This is a genomic window from Pseudomonas vranovensis DSM 16006, from assembly GCF_000425805.1.
Taxonomy (GTDB): Bacteria; Pseudomonadota; Gammaproteobacteria; order Pseudomonadales; family Pseudomonadaceae; genus Aquipseudomonas; species Aquipseudomonas vranovensis.
The window spans coordinates 15,090-32,035 of the sequence record NZ_KE384454.1 but is presented as its reverse complement, the minus strand read 5'-3'; the positions used below and the strand labels follow the sequence as shown (position 1 = coordinate 32,035).

The 16,946-nt window shown below is 62.4% G+C and carries 11 protein-coding genes; 1 reads left to right on the top strand and 10 read right to left on the bottom strand.

Features of this window, described 5'->3' with window-relative positions; genetic code table 11:
• Positions 1-65: 65 nt before the first annotated feature.
• The 9 genes from pelG to H621_RS0119625 form a co-directional block, all read right to left on the bottom strand.
• Positions 66-1,439 (bottom strand): exopolysaccharide Pel transporter PelG, encoded by a 1,374-nt coding sequence (gene pelG, locus H621_RS0119665; protein ID WP_028945013.1) that lies wholly within the window; start codon positions 1,437-1,439, stop codon positions 66-68.
• 1 nt (position 1,440) lies between these two features.
• Positions 1,441-2,958, bottom strand: coding sequence for a GT4 family glycosyltransferase PelF (gene pelF, locus H621_RS0119660; protein ID WP_028945012.1), 1,518 nt, complete (start codon positions 2,956-2,958; stop codon positions 1,441-1,443).
• Positions 2,955-3,944 (bottom strand): HEAT repeat domain-containing protein, encoded by a 990-nt coding sequence (locus tag H621_RS0119655; protein WP_028945011.1) that lies wholly within the window; start codon positions 3,942-3,944, stop codon positions 2,955-2,957. The genes pelF and H621_RS0119655 overlap by 4 nt, the downstream gene beginning before the upstream one ends.
• Positions 3,922-5,292, bottom strand: a complete 1,371-nt coding sequence (locus H621_RS0119650) for a PelD GGDEF domain-containing protein (RefSeq protein WP_028945010.1) — start codon at positions 5,290-5,292, stop codon at positions 3,922-3,924. The genes H621_RS0119655 and H621_RS0119650 overlap by 23 nt, the downstream gene beginning before the upstream one ends.
• Positions 5,293-5,297: 5 nt before the next feature.
• The gene (locus H621_RS0119645) at positions 5,298-5,816 is read right to left on the bottom strand and encodes a hypothetical protein (protein ID WP_028945009.1); all 519 of its coding nucleotides are present in this window, start codon (positions 5,814-5,816) and stop codon (positions 5,298-5,300) included.
• Positions 5,817-5,845: 29 nt separating this feature from the next.
• Complete coding sequence (locus tag H621_RS0119640) at positions 5,846-9,460, bottom strand: tetratricopeptide repeat protein (protein WP_028945008.1); 3,615 nt, start codon at positions 9,458-9,460, stop codon at positions 5,846-5,848.
• Positions 9,438-12,236, bottom strand: coding sequence for a bifunctional glycoside hydrolase/polysaccharide deacetylase family protein (locus H621_RS0119635; RefSeq protein ID WP_036990165.1), 2,799 nt, complete (start codon positions 12,234-12,236; stop codon positions 9,438-9,440). The genes H621_RS0119640 and H621_RS0119635 overlap by 23 nt, the downstream gene beginning before the upstream one ends.
• A gap of 50 nt (positions 12,237-12,286) precedes the next feature.
• Positions 12,287-13,219 carry an NAD-dependent epimerase/dehydratase family protein gene (locus tag H621_RS0119630; RefSeq protein WP_028945006.1) on the bottom strand — a complete coding sequence of 311 codons (933 nt, stop codon included), beginning with the start codon at positions 13,217-13,219 and terminating at the stop codon, positions 12,287-12,289.
• 605 nt (positions 13,220-13,824) lie between these two features.
• Entirely contained in the window at positions 13,825-14,586 is a 762-nt protein-coding gene (locus tag H621_RS0119625; protein WP_028945005.1) for a class II aldolase/adducin family protein, read from the bottom strand.
• 156 nt (positions 14,587-14,742) lie between these two features.
• On the opposite strand from H621_RS0119625, the gene H621_RS0119620 reads away from it, so the two are divergent.
• Entirely contained in the window at positions 14,743-15,489 is a 747-nt protein-coding gene (locus tag H621_RS0119620; RefSeq protein ID WP_028945004.1) for an enoyl-CoA hydratase-related protein, read from the top strand.
• A 235-nt stretch (positions 15,490-15,724) separates the two neighbouring features.
• On the opposite strand, the gene H621_RS0119615 is transcribed toward H621_RS0119620, so the two are convergent.
• On the bottom strand, positions 15,725-16,915 hold the full coding sequence (locus H621_RS0119615; protein WP_028945003.1) for a lipid-transfer protein: 1,191 nt from the start codon (positions 16,913-16,915) through the stop codon (positions 15,725-15,727).
• Positions 16,916-16,946: the final 31 nt, after the last annotated feature.

The window sequence follows — 16,946 nt, the reverse complement described above, 5'->3', positions numbered from 1 at the left end:
GATCCAGCCTTTATTATCCGCGCATCAGCGCCCGGTTTGCCCGGGCCTGACGCGCGGCACGGCCGTCAGCGGTTGGAACGCATGAACGTGTCGAACTCAAGGTCGTCCAGGGCCGTGGACAACCGGGCCAGCCCCAACAGCACGCAGGCCAGCAGCGAGAAGGTAAACCCGTAGCCGAAGAAGCTTGGCCCAAGGTTCAGGCTGAGCCAGGTCAGCCCGGCGTTGAGCACCACGAACAGCAGGCACAGCTCGCGCACAATGGCGCGTTTGTCCAGATAGAAAAACACGTTGAGAATGGCCATGAACACCACCTGGATGCTCACCCCGATCAGGTCGATATAGAACAGCGGCAGGTAGTAGCTGGAGATCCCGAGCCAGGCCAGCAGGCGCGGGCCGAACAGGAACAGCAGCACCACAGTCAGGCCCTGGACCTTGCAGATTTCCAACAGCCCCTGGCGGATCGAATATGTCATCTCGACCTTGAGTTGGCTGATGTGCTGCAGGGTCTCCCCTTCGCGCACGGCGCGAAACAGCCTGTCGTACCACTCGGCAAAGTCCGTCTCGATGCGCACCAGGAACACCGCCATGCCCGGAATGATCGCCAGGTAAGCCAGGAAGATCGGCAAGTCGTAGAGGATCGAGGCGCGCAACGGCCCGATCACCTGGCTTGAGGTGTAGGGGTTGAACCAGAAGATGAACTTGTCTATCCAGATCCCCAGGTTGTAGCAAAAGCCAGTGAGCAGCAGGCTGATGAAGACCTTGCGCCGGTCGAGAAAATCAAAGGCCACCAGCTTTTCGGCGCGGTACTCGCGCAGGATGTCGAACAGGAACAAGAACAACAGTGTGCTGTGCCCCAGCAGCAACGCCAGCAACAGCCCTTCCATCTGCAGGTAGCGCAGTACAAAGGCACTGCCGACCATCAGCGAATAACCCAGCAGCATCACCAGCAGAATGCGGTTGTAAGCCTTCATCCCCGACAGGAAGATGATCACCAGCCACAAGTTGCACAACACCACGAAGTTGGCCAGCACCAGCAAGCGGTAGATCAGCGGTTCATCGAACAAGGTCGCCAGCAGCACAATGCCCAGTACGCCGGAACCCACCGTGACCAACAGCAAGATACCCAGCAGGTTGGGCAGGATCTGGTCGTAGTTGCGCTCGAACAGGCGATCGGACACGAAGCGAGTGAAAAATAACTGCAGGCCGCCGGTGAGAATCAACGAAGTGGCCATCAGGTAGGTCACCGTGATCAGGAACTGGCGAATGAGCGATTCCGGGATCACCAGCCCCAGGCTGATCACCCCCACCAGCATCACGCTGAGGATCGACAGCACCCATGGCCCGGAGCTGATCAGCCCGGCATAGACATAGGCATGCAAGGTCGAGGTGTAGGAGTCGCGCGAAAGGATCTTGCGCAGTTCAAAGCCGATGCCGGCCATATCAGACAGTCTCCATTGCAGCGTTATAGAGCGCGCGATAGCGGTCGATCATCAAGGTTTCGCTGTAGTAGCGATGGACCCGCTCAACCCCCACGGCCTGGGCTTGCTCCCAGCGCTCGTTGTTGCGCAGCAGCTCGATGATCGCAAGCGCAGTGGCCTGCGGATCGGCGATCGCCACCACTTCGCCCGCCCGCCCCAGGTCGCGGTCGACCGCTTCACCGCCTTCGATCAATTCACGGCACGAACCCACATCGCTGCTGACCACCGGCGTCCCTGCCGCCCATGCTTCAAGGATCACCAGCGGCTGCGCTTCGCTGATCGAGGTCAAGACCATCAGCCCCAGCTGCGGAAGGATCTCGTGGATCCGCTGGAAGCCGAGGAAGCGTACCTGCTGTTCCAGGCCCAGACTCACCACCAGGCTGCGACACTCGGCGACGTACTCCGGGTCTTCTTCTTCGGGTCCGACAATCCAGCCTTGCACCTCAGGCATGGCCGTGGCCACGCCGCGCATGGCGCGCAGGAAGGTCTTCACATCCTTGATCGGCACCACCCGGCCAATCAACCCGACCACCGGCGCGATGCCCGGGGCACGATCTTTGAGGACCTGGTCCCATTGCGTGAGGTTGATACCGTTGGGAATCACCTGGGTGCGCGCAGGGTCGGCGCCGTCCTTGATCTGGCGCTGGCGGTTGCCGTCGTAAAGGGCAATGATGCGATCGGCGCTGTCATAGATAAGGTGTCCCAGGCGCTCAAAGAAGCGCACCCAGAGCACACGAATGTAGCCGGAATCCGTGGCCAGGCTGTCGTTCAGCGCCTGGTCGGTGGTTTCGGCGATCCAGCTGGCCTGGGCCAGGTCGATCTTGCGCTCCTTGGTGTAGATGCCGTGCTCGCTGAGCAAAAAGCTGCACTGCCACAGTTGCTTGAGAATGCTGCCGACAAGGCCTGCATAGCCGGTTGAAATCGAATGCAGCACCCGCGCCCGCGGCATGCGCCGGGCAACGTCGGCAAGCATCAGCAGCGGCGACTGCATGGTGCGCAAGGTCCAGAAATAGTTCACGAACGAGGGATCGGCACAGTGCTGCAGGTAGCCCTCGGTCAGTGCCTGCCAGCTGGCCCGGCTGTACAGCACATCGTCCAGGCGGATGCGCCCTACCGCCAGCGAATCCAGCACCCGTGTCCCCAGCTCGGCCCCGGGCTTGTCAGGGTGGTGAAGGTAGCGAAACAGCTCGCCGAGGTCTTCATAGGAGGCTTTCTGCTTGCCGTGGGAGCGCTTCGGGTTGCGCCAGGACTCCTCCAGGAACACCTCTTCGATATGCACCACATTGGGCGGTACTTCATAGCGGCGCTCGCCATAGGCCTGGCGCTGACCGCCGATAAACAACACCGAGAAGGTCAACTGCGGCAGCCCCAGGATCAACTGGTGAATCCAGCTCGAAACGCCGCCGCGTACATAGGGCCAGGTACCTTCGAGCAGCAGGCAGACGTCGGCGACCGGCGCCTGACTCGCAGTCTTGTTCATGTCCAGCTCCTGAGCAGGGAAGCGAATGGCGGACGTTGCTGCATCTCGATGGGAAGTTTGCGCAACAACAGCGGAATGTCACGGTACAGCCCTGTTTCAAAGGCGATCTCGGCACGGAACGGCAAAACTTTTTCGGCCGCCATGCCGCTGCGTTCCGCCTCCAGCAAATGCACCTGGGCCTTGGCAATGTCGCCGCGGCCCAAGGCAATGCGCCCGGCCAGCAGCAGCAACTCGCCGCCCCTGCCGGCAGCCAGCCCGCGTTCGGCGTGCTCGCCGGCCTGCCCCAGCACGTGGGCCTGGACGCTGCCCTGGGCCAGGCCCAGGTATGCCAGCTCGAAGTACCAGCGCGCCAGTGTGGCGTGCAGCGGGCCGACCGCCTTGGGTCGCGCCTTGGCCAGTTTGCCCAGGGCGGTCTCGATGTGTTGGTTGATATCGCTTTCCTGTTTATCGAGCATCGAGTAGGCCAAGAGCCGCACGTCGTCGCTGGGGTCGCCCAGCGCAAGCTTGAGGATCGGCACCGCCTCGCGGCCCGGCATCCGGCGGGTGGCCAGCAGCGCCGCCAGGCGCTGATCGGGGTCCGGGGCGTGGCGCAGTACATCCTGCAGGCCACTGTCGGCGAAGGTGGGCGAATGCAGTTGAGTCTTGGCCCGGAACGGCAGGTCGGGAATGCCGATAGCCCGCCACAACTGGCGCTCGCGCTTGCGCGGCAGGTACAGCGCCGGGAAGATCGCGGCGATCACCCCGACACTGCCCAGGATCGGTACAAAAAACGCCAGGCTGAAAATGAACAGTGGGCTCCAAGGCAGCGGCCGGCGGTAGCGCGCCGGCAACAGCAGCCAGATCGCCCCGGTCAGCATCAGGCAGGCCAGCAGATGGCTGGACGCATACAGCAGCGCCATCTGCAGGTCGGGCAGCCCAAGGGTCAGGCTCGCCCAACTGCCCGCTTCTAGAAATACAGCGCCGCTAAACAGCCACTTGCTGATCATTCAGGCCACACTCGTTATGCAGGAAATTACGCAGCCCTGCACGTTGCGGGGCTGCCTCCAGGTCATAGGCCAGCACCTTCACGCCCAGGCTCTCAAAGTCGACGTTCATGCCGAAGTGCTCATGAATCAGCCGACCCAGGCGGGTCAGGTAGCCTTCGGCGCCTTCTGCCGACGTCAGTGGCAATAGCACCAGCAGGCAATCGTTGCCGCGCGCGTTGCGCAACGGCAGGTGCAGGTCCAGGCCGCGCTGGCTGCGCTCGAACAGGCGCGCCAGTTCGTCATTGGGTCGGGTCAGCTCAAAGATATAGAGGCAGGCCGACAGCTGATGCTGTTCGACATCGATCAACGAGCGCTTGAGCTGACTGGTGAAGTGCTGGGCGTCGGCCGATGGCAACTGCAGCACCTGCGGGTCGTGCTGAAGCAGGTCGGCGATGTGACCGGCCAACAGCATCAAGAGGCTCAGGGTGCGCTCATGGAAGGCGAAGAACGGCATCTGGCGCACTGCCAGGATTGCCTGGACCCGACCACTGGTGTCGATCAGCGGGATACACGCTTGCAAGGTCGAGACGCTGGTATGTTCGCCAGCGTCCAGCACTTCTTCGAGCACACTGACCAGCTCGCCACGCTCAAGGCACAGGCTCACCAGCAGGTCGCGACTGTCCAGCTCATCCATCACCCCAGTGGACGCCAGCAGGGTCAGTTGCGGGGCCTTCTTGGGCTGCTCCTGGACCCGGTACAGGCCGGCCACTCGCAGCGAGCCGTACTGGCCCAGCAAGGTCAGGATGGGATCAGCCAGCAATGCCAGGGCATCGTGTTCACCCGGCTGGGCCCGCAGGCGCTCGCGCAGCCCCAGCAACGAGCTGCGCAGGCTCTGGTCGCTGCCGGCCAGGCGCTGCTCCAGGCGGTCATGGGAAACGCGCAAGATCTGGTGTGCACGGGTGAAATCGTCAAGACGGTACTGGCGGTAGTCGTTGGCCATCTGCAGGCGTTGCAGGCGACGCTCCCACAAGTCGCGCACCTCCCCCACCAACATGCCGCACACCAGCACGCCAACGATGTAGGCCGGGGCAATGGCCGCGTAGGCCGCCAGCCCATTGTGGCGCAGCACAAAGAATGCGCCCACCAGCAAACTCGCACTCAACAGCCCGCGCACAAAGCCATAGCGCACACCGATGAGCAGAGGCGCCAGCAGCGACCAGGGGAAGTCGCCGTGCACCTGCAGCGGATCGTGCGGGGCAAACCAAAGCCCGATGCCAACCACCAGGGCCGTGACCAGTACGGTCTCAACCCAGGTAGCAGGTCCATTGGCTCGCGGGGCGAGGCTGAAATCCATGTGTGGAGAGTTCATCACTATTACTCGAGCCGAAGGTCGCCAACCAGTTTGTCCAACACTTTTTGCGCAGAGCCTGCCAGGCTTTCACGCGACCAACCGGCACGGGCGCCGCTGTTGCTCCACAGCACCCGCCCGGTGGCAGGCTCCACCACGCGCAGGCTGATGCCCACGGCCGGCTCGCCGTCCAGGCCGTTCTTGTACTGCCACTCCTCGACGCTGCCGGTCACCACGTAGTCGAGCTTTTGCGAGCGCGCCCACTGCATGCCCGCTTCCTGGCGCTCGTTGTCTTCAAGCAGCGCCGTGTCGACCTTGGCCGACGGGGTATAGACCTGCGGTTGCAGGCCACGGCTGCTGAGCACACTGAGCAGGATCTGTTCGCTGCGCTCGCCGGCCTGGGGGGTCTGCGAATAGTTGACCAGCGGCAGCACACCCCACTGGGCACTACTGGACAGTTCAGCGTTGTTCTTGCCGGTGAAACTGCTGCAACCGACCATGAGCGTCGCCGCCACGGCCAGACTCAGGCTACGAATGGCTTGCATACTGTGTACTCCTGTTGAAATTTTCATGTTCAGCGCCCGAACCGCAGGCTGTAACTGACGCCCACGGTGCCGCCGGACTCGCCGCCGCCACCTTCGGGTGCCGATTGATAACCCATGGTCAACGCCAACTCGTCGTCGCCGAAGACCTCCATGCCGATACCGGTGCTGAAGCCGTAGTTGACGGTGTTGTCGAGCCACTGCCAGCCGGCGTTGACGTCCAGCAACCAGGTGTACTGCCCGCGGGTACGGTTCAGCGCACCGGGGAAGCCGCGGCGCCAGGAGCTGCCGATGTACAGCTGGCCGTAACGGTCGGGCAGCAAGTCGTTGGGGCGCAGTTGATCAGGGTCGTCCAGGCCCAGGTCAGCGATGTCGATGGCGCCGCCGCGGCTGCTTGCCAGGTGCGCAAGATTGCGGTCGTCCAGGCTGTTGTGCTGGTAGTCCAGGCCACTGCGCAGTTCCCAGTTGGGACCGGCGAACTGCAGGGTATGCACATACTCCACGCGCAACGCCTGGCCATTGCCCAGGTCATCGCCGTCACGGGTATCGAACCAACGCTGGGCCAGGTTCCACGACAACTGATCACGCGCCGAATAGCGGTGCAGGCCTGCGACCCAGGCGCCGCTCTGCTGGCCCAGCGCACGCATCAGGCCGGTATCTTCGTTCTTGCGTTGCCATTCACCGCCCACTTCGAGCACGTCGCCCGGGGTCACCTGCCAGCTGCGGCTGATGCCAAGGCCGTTGCGATCGTCGTCATCGCGCTGGCTGGTGTCGGCCATCAACTTGAGGACGCCGTCGCTCAATTGCCGTTGCAGGGTCAGCTCGGCATTGCGCTCGGTGCCCAGGGCAGAACTGTCGAGGCTGTCGCCGTTGTAGTCGCCCTGCTCCAGGTCCAGCCGGGTGTACCAGTCGTCGCCCAGAAAACGCGCCATGCTTACCCGCGGGCCACTGAACTCCGGGCCACCGTAGTTCTGCTGCTGCCAGCCGAACTGGATACCCTGGGGCGTGGCCTCGGTCAGGGAAATGGCCTGCTGGCGCAACTGATCGCGCATCGCTTGCGTCTGCTCGTCACCCAGTTCTGAAAGGCTCAGGGCCAGTGCCTGGGACGGGCGCCCCAGGTTGCTCAGCGCCTCGACTTTTTGCGCCGGGTCCAGTTCGTTGCCGGCTATCAACTGCTCCAGTGCCTTGCGGTCACGCCCGCTGAGGATTTCCTGGATCTGGTCGGCGCGCTCGATACGCAGGCCGCGCCGCTGCGCCCAGGCCAGCCACTCGCCCTTCTGCGCCGACTGGTTGATGGTGTCCAGGCGCGCCAGCATCTGGTCGAACCACAGCTGCAGCATCGGCTTGGACCCGTCCTGCCACTGCAACGCCTGGCCCTGGGCCTTGCGCGAGGAATAGCTGGTGGAGAGCAGGCGCAGCCAGGTGGCGTAGCCCTGCGGTGTGGCGGCCACCGTCTCGGGGGTGATCTCCCGGGTCAGACGCAGGCGCAGGCGCTGGGCACGGTCCACCTGGCCGGCAGACTCCAAGGCATCGGCATAGGCCGCCTGGATCAACCAGTCGACATCGTTGCCCTTGAGGTACAGCCGGTACCAGGCCAGCGCTTCGCGGCTGCGGCCCAACTGCTGGTTGGCGGCGGCAAACGGCAGCCACAGAGTGCTGTCGCGCCGTGCCAGCGGCCGCCATTGTTGCAGCAGCGGCTTGAGCTCGTTGGTGCGGCCCAGGTCCACGTACAGCCAAAGCAGCCGCTCGCGGAACAGGTTGTCGTGGGGGTAACGCTGCAACCCTTCCTGATATAGGCGAATCGCCTCGTCGGGTTGCTTATTGTGCGCTGCCAGGGCACCGCGCGCCGCCCATACCTCGGCACGATCGGCAACCTGCGGGGCCTGCCTGGCCTCGTCGAGCAAGGAGGCCACCAGAGCCCATTCCTGCAGGTCCTGGGCCAGTTGCAAGGCATAGACGAACTGCTCGGTCTCGTGGGTGCGGTGCCAACTGTCGACCATCATGCGCAGGGCCCTGTGCGGGTCGGTCTGGCGGTAGAGGTTGATCAGCACACTCTCGTCACCGCTGTTCAGGTGCCCCTTGAGCGCCAGCAACTGCTCCAGGCTCTGGCGCAGGTCGTCGTCACGCTCCAGGGTCCAGGCCAGCTCGGAGCGGGTTTCCCAGTACTCGACCTCCTTGATGGTGCTGGTGTCGACCGCATCGATCACCTGCCAGGCCGATTCGTTGTCGAAGTGCTTGAGGTGGTTGCCGACCCAATCCAGGCGTTCCGCGGTGGTCAGCTTGAAGTGCGCACTGAAGTTGTTCCAGGCCACCAGGCGCTCGTCGAACTGGCCGGTGTTCTCAAGGTTCTGCAGCAGGCGCAGGTGCGCCAGCCGATGCCCGGGGTACTTGCGCAGGTAGCTGCGCAGCCAGTGCTCGGCATGCTCGGGGGTGCCTCGGGATTCTTCGGCATAAATCAGCGCATCGAGTTCGGTGTCAGTCAGGGCGCGGCTGTTCATGATGTCGGCCAGCAGTGGAATGCCCTGGTCGAACTGGAAGCCTTGCAAGGCCAGGCGCCAGGCATGCTCGTACTGCCCCGGCTCATTGTGCAGCTTGAACAGCGCTACCCAGTGTTGCAGTGCGCCGGCGATGTCGCCCTGCCATTCGGCAATCAGCGCCAGTTGCTTGAGCAGGCCGATGTCTTCGGGTTCATGCACAAGCAATTGCTCGCCGGCGGCACGGGCGCCGGCCAGGTCGCCAAAAGCCAGACGCTTTTGCAGTTCAGTACGCAGGACCTCAGGGGTGTCGGGCTGCTGCTTGCGCCAAAGCACGAAGAACTGTTCGGCAAGGTCCGGACGGGCATGGCCCACGGCAACATCCACTGCAAGGTCAAGCAACTGCGACTCGTACTGGAGATCAGGTTGGGCGTTGATCTCGCGGGCCAGCAATTCGATGGCTTCTTCACCGCGGTCGGTGGCCACCAAGTCCTTGAACGCGGCGACCAGATACTGCTGGCGCAGGGCCGGGTCCTGACTGTTTTCAAGCAATTGCACGTAGATTGCGGCAGCCTTGCCCGGCTGCTCACTGGCCAGGTACCACTTGGCCGCCTGCTCAAGCCAACCGGTGGCTTGCTCGGGTTGGCGCTTGGCCAGCTCGACAAAACTGTCGGCGGCCACCGCCGGCACCTGGCTGCCCAGCGCAAGTTTGCCCAGGGTCTGCAGTTGCGCGTCGGGCAGTGCCTGGTAGTCGAAGGCACGGAAGCGCTCGGCCAGGGCCTGGCGGTCGGCATCGGTAACCGTGGCCGCGACAGAGGGGTCAGCACTGGCTTTACTGGCCATCACCTGAGCATCGAGCGCCAGTTGATAGAAGGGCTTGAGCACCGGATCCGGAGTGGGCCACTCGTCCAGGTGCTTCTGCGCCCGGTCGAAGTTGTTCAGTTGCAACAGCAGGTCGAGCAACTGGGTACGCAGTTTCTGGTCTTCGGGATAGGCCCCGAGCAGCACCTCGGCGTAGCCGGCCGAGACTTCATCCAGCTCCTGCCCATTGGGCTGGAACACGTCTTCATTCTGCAGGGTGGCCCACAGCAGAATCCCCACCACCACTGCCACTGCCAGTAACGCCCAGCCGTTGAGCAGCCGGGGGCTCTTAGTTACAGGAGAGTTTTGCATCGCTCACCTGCCTGTAGGGAAGTTGGAAGTGCCAGAGACCCTGGGCCGACTTGCCGGTAAATTGCTTGCCATTGACCTGTACGCTGCAGGCGCCGGCCGAGCGCACCGAAAACTGCAGGTCGGTGTGTCCGGTAAAACCGAAACTCACCTGCTGGTCGTTGAGGTAACGCCAGCCGGTCAACGGCAGGTTGGCCTCCTCCAGTGCCGGACGCGGGTCGCGGTCAGCACGCAGCACCAGGCGCGCATGGTCATCGCTCAAGTGAACGTAGCGCCCTTGCGGCAGGTCGCGTACACCGGCCACACCCTGGGAGCGGCCAAGGTCCGGCCAGCCCTGCAGGGCATCCAGGCGCAAGGTCCGCAAACCGTCCATGCCGCGTACCTGCCAGCTGCCGTCGGCGGTACGCGCAAGGCTGGACTGATACAGCCCGTGCAGGCGTGGCAGGTAATCGGTCATCCACAATGAAATCGGCTGCTGCGCGTTCATGTGCTTGTAGATGTCGGCCATGACCTTGATCGAGGCTTCCTTGGTGCCGGAATAAAAGTGGTAGTACAGGTGCAGGCCGCGCAGGCGCCGGGGCTTGTCGGTAAGCTGGAAGGTGTCGATGACATCGCGGAACCCGTAGTACGGTCCTTTCCACAGGTTGGTGTACATGTTCTCGTTGATGATCGGCGCGTAGTACTGCAGACCTCCGCTGGTGGGGCGCAGCAACGGCGACAGGCCGGTCAGCGACGGGTTGGCATTGGTCATGATGGTCTGGCCACCGTTGACGTTGGCAAGCCCCGCGTCATAGGCAATCTTGATGGTGTCGCCGCTTGGCAGCGCATCACCGGGCCAGAACACCATTTTCACCGGCTTTTGCGGTGTGGTCAGGCGGCTGTTGATGTAATCGCGCGAGCCGACGATTTCACGGCGAAAATCCAGCTTGTCGTAGCCGGGAATCTTCAGGTGCAAACCGTATTCGGCGTGGAAGTCATCGCGTTTGACGGTCTTCTCGGGCTGCAGGAAGAACGGGTGGCTGTAGGTATGAGTGGCGACTTCGACCTTGGGGTCGGCCAGCACCTCACGCGCCAACGGCTCCAGTTCGTTGGCCAGGTACGGAAACATGCCTTTGGGCGAGGTTTCACCTTCGATGATGGACACCGAAGTTAGGTAAGGGTTGGCGCGAATGAAGTCATCCAGCACCACACGACCGGAATACGGCGTGCCGGGGATCTCGGCACGCGACGGAAAACCGTCGCCGTCGATATGCACGGTGGCGATGCGCCGGCCGTTCTCGGTGGTGGTGTCCGGGCGCGGCTGCATCGGCAGGCGCAGGGCCTTTTGCACAAAAGCGAACGGATCGAGCACCCAGCGGCTGCGCTCGGCGTTGGATTCGATGACATAAGGCGCCAGGGCCATGCCGCCCCACTGGGCGGTGACAATCGGGGTGTAGGTGCGGTTCTGGCCATCGCTGAGCACCAGGCCGGGCGTCGGCCCGTCCGGCATCGCCGAGACCAGGGTAAGACCACGGCTGCGTGGCACCAGGGGAGCCTCGAACTTGCCGACCAGGCTGTCGTCCTGGCTGACCACCTGCAGCGGGCCGGTTTTACCGGGGGCTCGTTCGCTCAGGCCCAGGCGCTGTAACAACGCGCCGTCTTCGATCGGCAGGCCGGCGAAAATCGCCAGCGGCACCTGTTCATCCAGACGCTTGTTCAGCCAGGTATAAAACGCCGCGCTGTCCTCCGGCACACCATTGGTCATCCACAGCACCACCCCGGCGTACAAGCCATCGAAACGGTGCTGGGGCAATGCCTCGTCAGTGGGCAGGTAATCGACGCGGTAGCCCAGGTACTCAAGCAGGCCACCGAGGAACAAATGGCCAGGGTTTTCGGTAAGCTCGCCTTCGCGTGGGTCGTAGAGCATGGCGATACGGCGCGGCTGCACCTCAACCGTACTCAGGCTCATGCCGTCCAGGTCCGGTGTACTGATGACCGGGGTGAAGCCTTCCTGGCTCAGCTGCTTGGCCAGCTTGCGGGCTTCGTCGCGGCGCTCGGTCGGCAGGTAGTCGATGGCCACCAACGGAATGTGCTTGTCGCGCAACGGTTTGAGCTTGCCTTCGAGCCACTGCTGGTCATCGGCAGGCACCGGACGGTAGCGCTTGGCGCCAGGGTCCCAGCCGGCATGGATCGACTCGACGGCCACGGCGCTTGCCACACCGTCCAATTCGCCCAGCACTTCAAAGCCACGGTTGAAGAAGAGTTTGAGCTGCGGTTGACGGCTGTGCAGTTCGCGCAGCAACGACGCCAGCGCCTTGCGCTGGGCCTCCTGGTCGGCCTTGGGCAACAACTGGAAGCTGTCCAGGGTATCGAGGAAGAGGCCGGCGTAACCCTGGGCCTTGAGTTCGGCGGCACGCTTGAACAGGTGTTCGCGCCAGGCCTGGGTGGTCAGGTCCATGACTTGGCTGTTCCAGGCCTGGTTGCGCATGGTGCTGGCGGCCTGGGTCAGGGCGTTGCGTTGCAGTGCCGCGCGGTCGCCATCGAACTCGCCGATCGACAGGTAGGCAAAGGGCTGGCTTCCCAGGCGGCGCAGGGTGTTGACGTCAGCGGAGGTCAAATGGCCTGGCTCGACCACTGCCCATTCAAACTGGGCAAGTTCGGGCAGCGGCGGATTGTCGGCGTACCAGAATGCGACACTTGCAGGTCCGTTGTCCCGAGCCTGTGCGGCAAACCCTGCCATGCACAAGGCCAGCGCTGAACACCAGCGCCAGGCCATTGAGCGAACACCTGTATTTTCCATAATCAACTCTTGAAGTACTCGAACGATACGACGATCAATCGTCAAGGGGTTCACAGGCTCTGGAGCAAAAACCTCAGGCCATCAGCCACCGCAGTGGGTTCATTGAGTTCAAAGCGCTGCTGCAAGCGGCGGTTGTCGGCCCGCGAGTGGCGGATGTCGCCCGGCCGCGCGGCCTGATAGCTGACCACCAACGGGCTGTCAGTGACGGCGTCGATCGCCGTGATCAGCTGATTGAGACTGGTGGTACGCCCCAGCCCTACATTCACCGCCCCGCTCGCCGGATCGCGGGTTTGCAGGGCCTGCAGCAGGATCTCGACCAGGTCGGCCACGTAGACAAAGTCGCGGGTCTGTTCGCCATCCCCGAACACGGTGACGGGCTGACGCTTGCGCCCTCTCTCGGCAAAAATGCTGATAACCCCCGAATACGGCGAGGACGGGTCCTGACGCGGGCCAAAAATGTTGAAAAAACGCAACACCACAGGCTCCAGGCCATGCTGGCGACGATAGAAGTCGAGGTAGAACTCGCTGGCCAGTTTGTCGGCGGCGTAAGGGGTCAGCGGTGCCTTGGGGGTGTCTTCACTGATGGCCGTGCCCTCGCCATTGCTGCCATACACGGCAGCGCTGGAGGCGAACACCACGCGCTGGATGCCAGCCGCAGCCATGCCCTGGCAAACGTTGAGGGTGCCGATGAAATTGCTGCGGTGGGTGCCGGCCGGGTCATCGACCGACGCTTGTACCGAGGCGACGGCGGCCAGGTGGACCACGGCGCTGCAGCCTTGCAGTGCCTGGTTGACCGCCTCGGCGTCGGCAACGTCGCCCACCAGCAATTGCAGACCAGGATTATCGAGTGGCAAGTTGGCTTTTTTGCCACTGGACAGGTTATCCAGGACACGCACTTGGTAGTGTCTGCTCAATAACTTATCGACCAGGTGCGAACCGATAAAGCCGGCGCCTCCGGTTACCAATATGCGTTCAGCAGACATGACTCGACCCCCCGATAGAACTCAGATAATGACACCAGCAACAAGTTGTTTAAGGCGGCGTTAACTCAATGAATCGAGCGCCCTTGCCAACACGGTCTGAAAGTTGAATTTGCCAACACTTACAGCATCGTCCTTAGGCCTGTTTTTATTTTGGCTAATAGCCAATAGTCATAATGTACGGCTTGCATGATGACAGTATTAATTTGCCCGTGTCAATAATCCGTTCTTTTTGCACTGCTTGGCGGTATTCGTCATTTTTCTGTCGCGGCGATCTTCGAATCATCTCGAAATGCCCGTATTTTCGGGGCAACGTCGAGGCTCCCCCTCAAAAACCTGTAAGAAAAACGGACAGCTCCATTACTTGGAACTGTAGTTGGCGTTACCGAGAAGTCCAATTGCCATCACCTTTGAGTTGACAGGGTTCTGGCGCCAATCAATTCACACCGTAAAAAAAAAGCCGTGAGCGCGCCCTAACTTCGGGCACGCCACGGCTGCTCCAACGTGTTAATGACTTTCCTTCAGTGGCTTTATCAAGCCATTCAATGACTTACAACTACCGTTGCACAGCTTCTCGCGGCGGTTCAAATTTTCGGCAAAAAAATCGATTAATCGCGATAATCCGGGGCCACTTTCTCCACCCGTCGCAACAAGGCAGCCCAGGCCAGTTGCATGCCATCCGGATCACTCAGTTCACCCTCTTTCAAGGGCCGTGCAGGTTCATTGAATTGACGTTCGGTATGGGCACACACCGCGTCGGGCGGCAGCACGATTTCACCGGCAGCCTGCGCCGCCAACTGGATTTCGCAGGCCTTTTCCAGGTAGTACATGCGCAGGAACGCCTGGCTGACGCTCTCGCCCACGGTCAACAAGCCATGGTTGCGCAACATCAGCACCGGCTTGTCGCCCAGGTCGCGTACCAGGCGCTGCTGCTCATCCATGTCCAGGGCTACCCCTTCATAGTCGTGATAGGCAACCTGGCCGTAAAACTCCATGGAAATCTGGTTGACCGGCAACAGCCCGCACTTGAGGGCGGCCACCGCGCAGCCAGCCTTGGTGTGGGTATGCAGCACGCACTGGGCATCCTCGCGCGCGCCGTGAATGGCACTGTGAATGACGAAGCCCGCCGGATTCACCGGGTATGCCGAGGGCTCCACTGCGCGCCCCTGCAGGTCGATCTTGACCAGGTTGGAGGCGGTGATTTCATCGAACATCAGGCCGTACGGGTTAATCAGGAAATGATGTTCAGGGCCCGGAATGCGCACCGAGATATGGGTGAAAATCAGGTCGGTCATGCGAAAGTGTGCGATCAGGCGGTAGCAGGCGGCGAGTTCCTGGCGCAGGTGCAGCTCGATGCTGGTTGGGTTCATTGTTGTTGTACTCAGGCAAATGACTGGTCAGACAATAGGGCGGCACCTTGAGCGCTGTCTACCTGCTGATCGCCTGAATGGACGACGTCGGGCGCCTTTCGCCTGTTTTACACTCAGCGGTCTGCAGCATCACGACAACCACAACAAAGGCTTGCCATGAACGACCTGATTACACGTGATTTCAATAAGGGCCTGGTGACCCTGACCTTGAACCGACCAGACAAACTCAACGCCCTGAACAACACCATGTACAGCCTCCTGGGCGACCTGCTGCTGGCTGCAGCGGAAGACGCGCAGGTCGACGTCATCCTCATCACCGGTGGTACCCAGTGCTTCAGCGCTGGCAACGACCTCAAGGACTTTCTCGACTCCCCGCCCAGCGACATGGACAGCCCCGTGTTCCGCCTGATGCGCGTGGTGATGGCGCTGGACAAACCCTTGATTGCGGCAGTGTCGGGCGCGGCCATTGGTATCGGCACGACCCTGCTGTTGCACTGCGACCAGGTACTGGTCAGCCGCTCGGCGAAATTGCGCATGCCGTTCGTGCCGTTGGGCGTGTGCCCGGAATTTGGCTCCAGCTTGCTGCTGCCACGACTGCTGGGCCATGCCAGGGCGGCGCGGTTGCTGCTGTGCAATGAAATGCTCAGCGGCCAACAGGCAGTCGAATGGGGGCTGGCCAACGAACTGCATGACGATGGCGAACAGTGCCTGGCAGCGGCGCGGCAACTGGCGGCGCGCTTGCAAGCCCTGCCGCAGGACGCATTACGGGTCAGCAAGCGGTTGCTCAAAGATACCCACCGGGCGGAGCTGGAAGCCGCCGTTCGGCGTGAAAGCCTGCTGTTCATCGAGCGGCTCCAGGCCCCCGAGACAAAAGCGGCATTGCGGGCACTGGTCAAGGATTGAGCCCCATCGCGACTGCTGCGCAGCCGATCGCAGCCTCGTGCCTCGGCAGCGGCTACCACGCCGATGCAACCGCTGGCGACAGCCTGCGATCGGCCGCGAAGCGGTCGTGCCTCAAGATCATTGCGCTCATCTGGCGACTGCTGCGCAGCGGCCGTGGTCCAGGCAACACCCGGTGTGCTGGATGGCCAGGCAAAAAAAGCCGGGCACACGGCCCGGCAAACACTACGGCTTACGATCAGCTACGTCCGTACAACGTCACCACACAAGCACCACCCAGACCCAGGTTGTGTTGCAGTGCAAGGCTGGTACCTTCCACCTGACGTTTGTCAGCAGTGCCGCGCAGCTGATGCGTCAGCTCATAACATTGTGCAAGCCCTGTCGCACCCAGCGGATGCCCCTTGGACAACAAGCCACCCGAGGGGTTGGTCACCACCTGGCCGCCATAGCTGTTGTCGCCATCGAGCACAAAGCGCTCGGCCCCACCCACCGGGCACAACCCCAGCGATTCGTAGGTCAGCAGTTCGTTGTGGGCAAAGCAGTCATGCAGCTCGACCACGCGGATGTCCAGCGGATCGACACCCGCCTTCTCGTAGACGGTCTTGGCCGCCCGCTGCGCCATGTCGAAACCGACCACTTCGATCATCGACTTGCTCTCGTGGCAAATCGCGGTGTCGGTGGTCAAGGCCTGGGCCAGGATCACCACGTCGGTATTGAGGCCATGTTTCTTGGCAAAGGCTTCGGAGCAGATAATCGCCGCCGCCGCGCCACAGGTTGGCGGGCACGCCATCAGGCGAGTCATGACACCCGGCCAGATCACCTGGTCGTTCATCACGTCTTCGGTGGTTACCACTTTGCGGAACAAGGCCAGCGGGTTGTTGGCGGCATGACGGCTGGCCTTGGCGCGAATGGCCGCGAAGGTGCTCATCTGCGTGCCGTACTTGTGCATGTGCTCACGCCCGGCACCGCCGAACATGCGCAATGCACTAGGCATATCGCCCACATCGGCGGTCAGCTCTTTGATCACCGACTGGGTCATGTGCGTGGTGGCCGCAGGGCGGTCATCCCACGCCGACTTCAGCGCACCCGGTTGCATCTGCTCGAAGCCAAACGCCAGGGCACAGTCAACTGCCCCGCTCTCCACCGCCTGGCGCGCCAGGAACAGCGCGCTGGAACCGGTGGAGCAGTTGTTGTTGACGTTGACCACCGCAATGCCACTCATACCCACTTCATACAGGGCCGCCTGGCCGCTGGTGGAATCACCGTACACATAACCGGCATAGGCTTGCTGCACCAGGCCGTAATCCAGGCCGGCGTCCTGCAAGGCCAGGCGAATGGCTTGCGAGCCCATCTCGATGTAAGTACCGCTGGTGCCCGGTTTGACGAACGGGATCATACCGACGCCCACGACGTAAGGTTTTTGCGACATCACAAATCTCCAGAATCAGACAGCCTCAAGG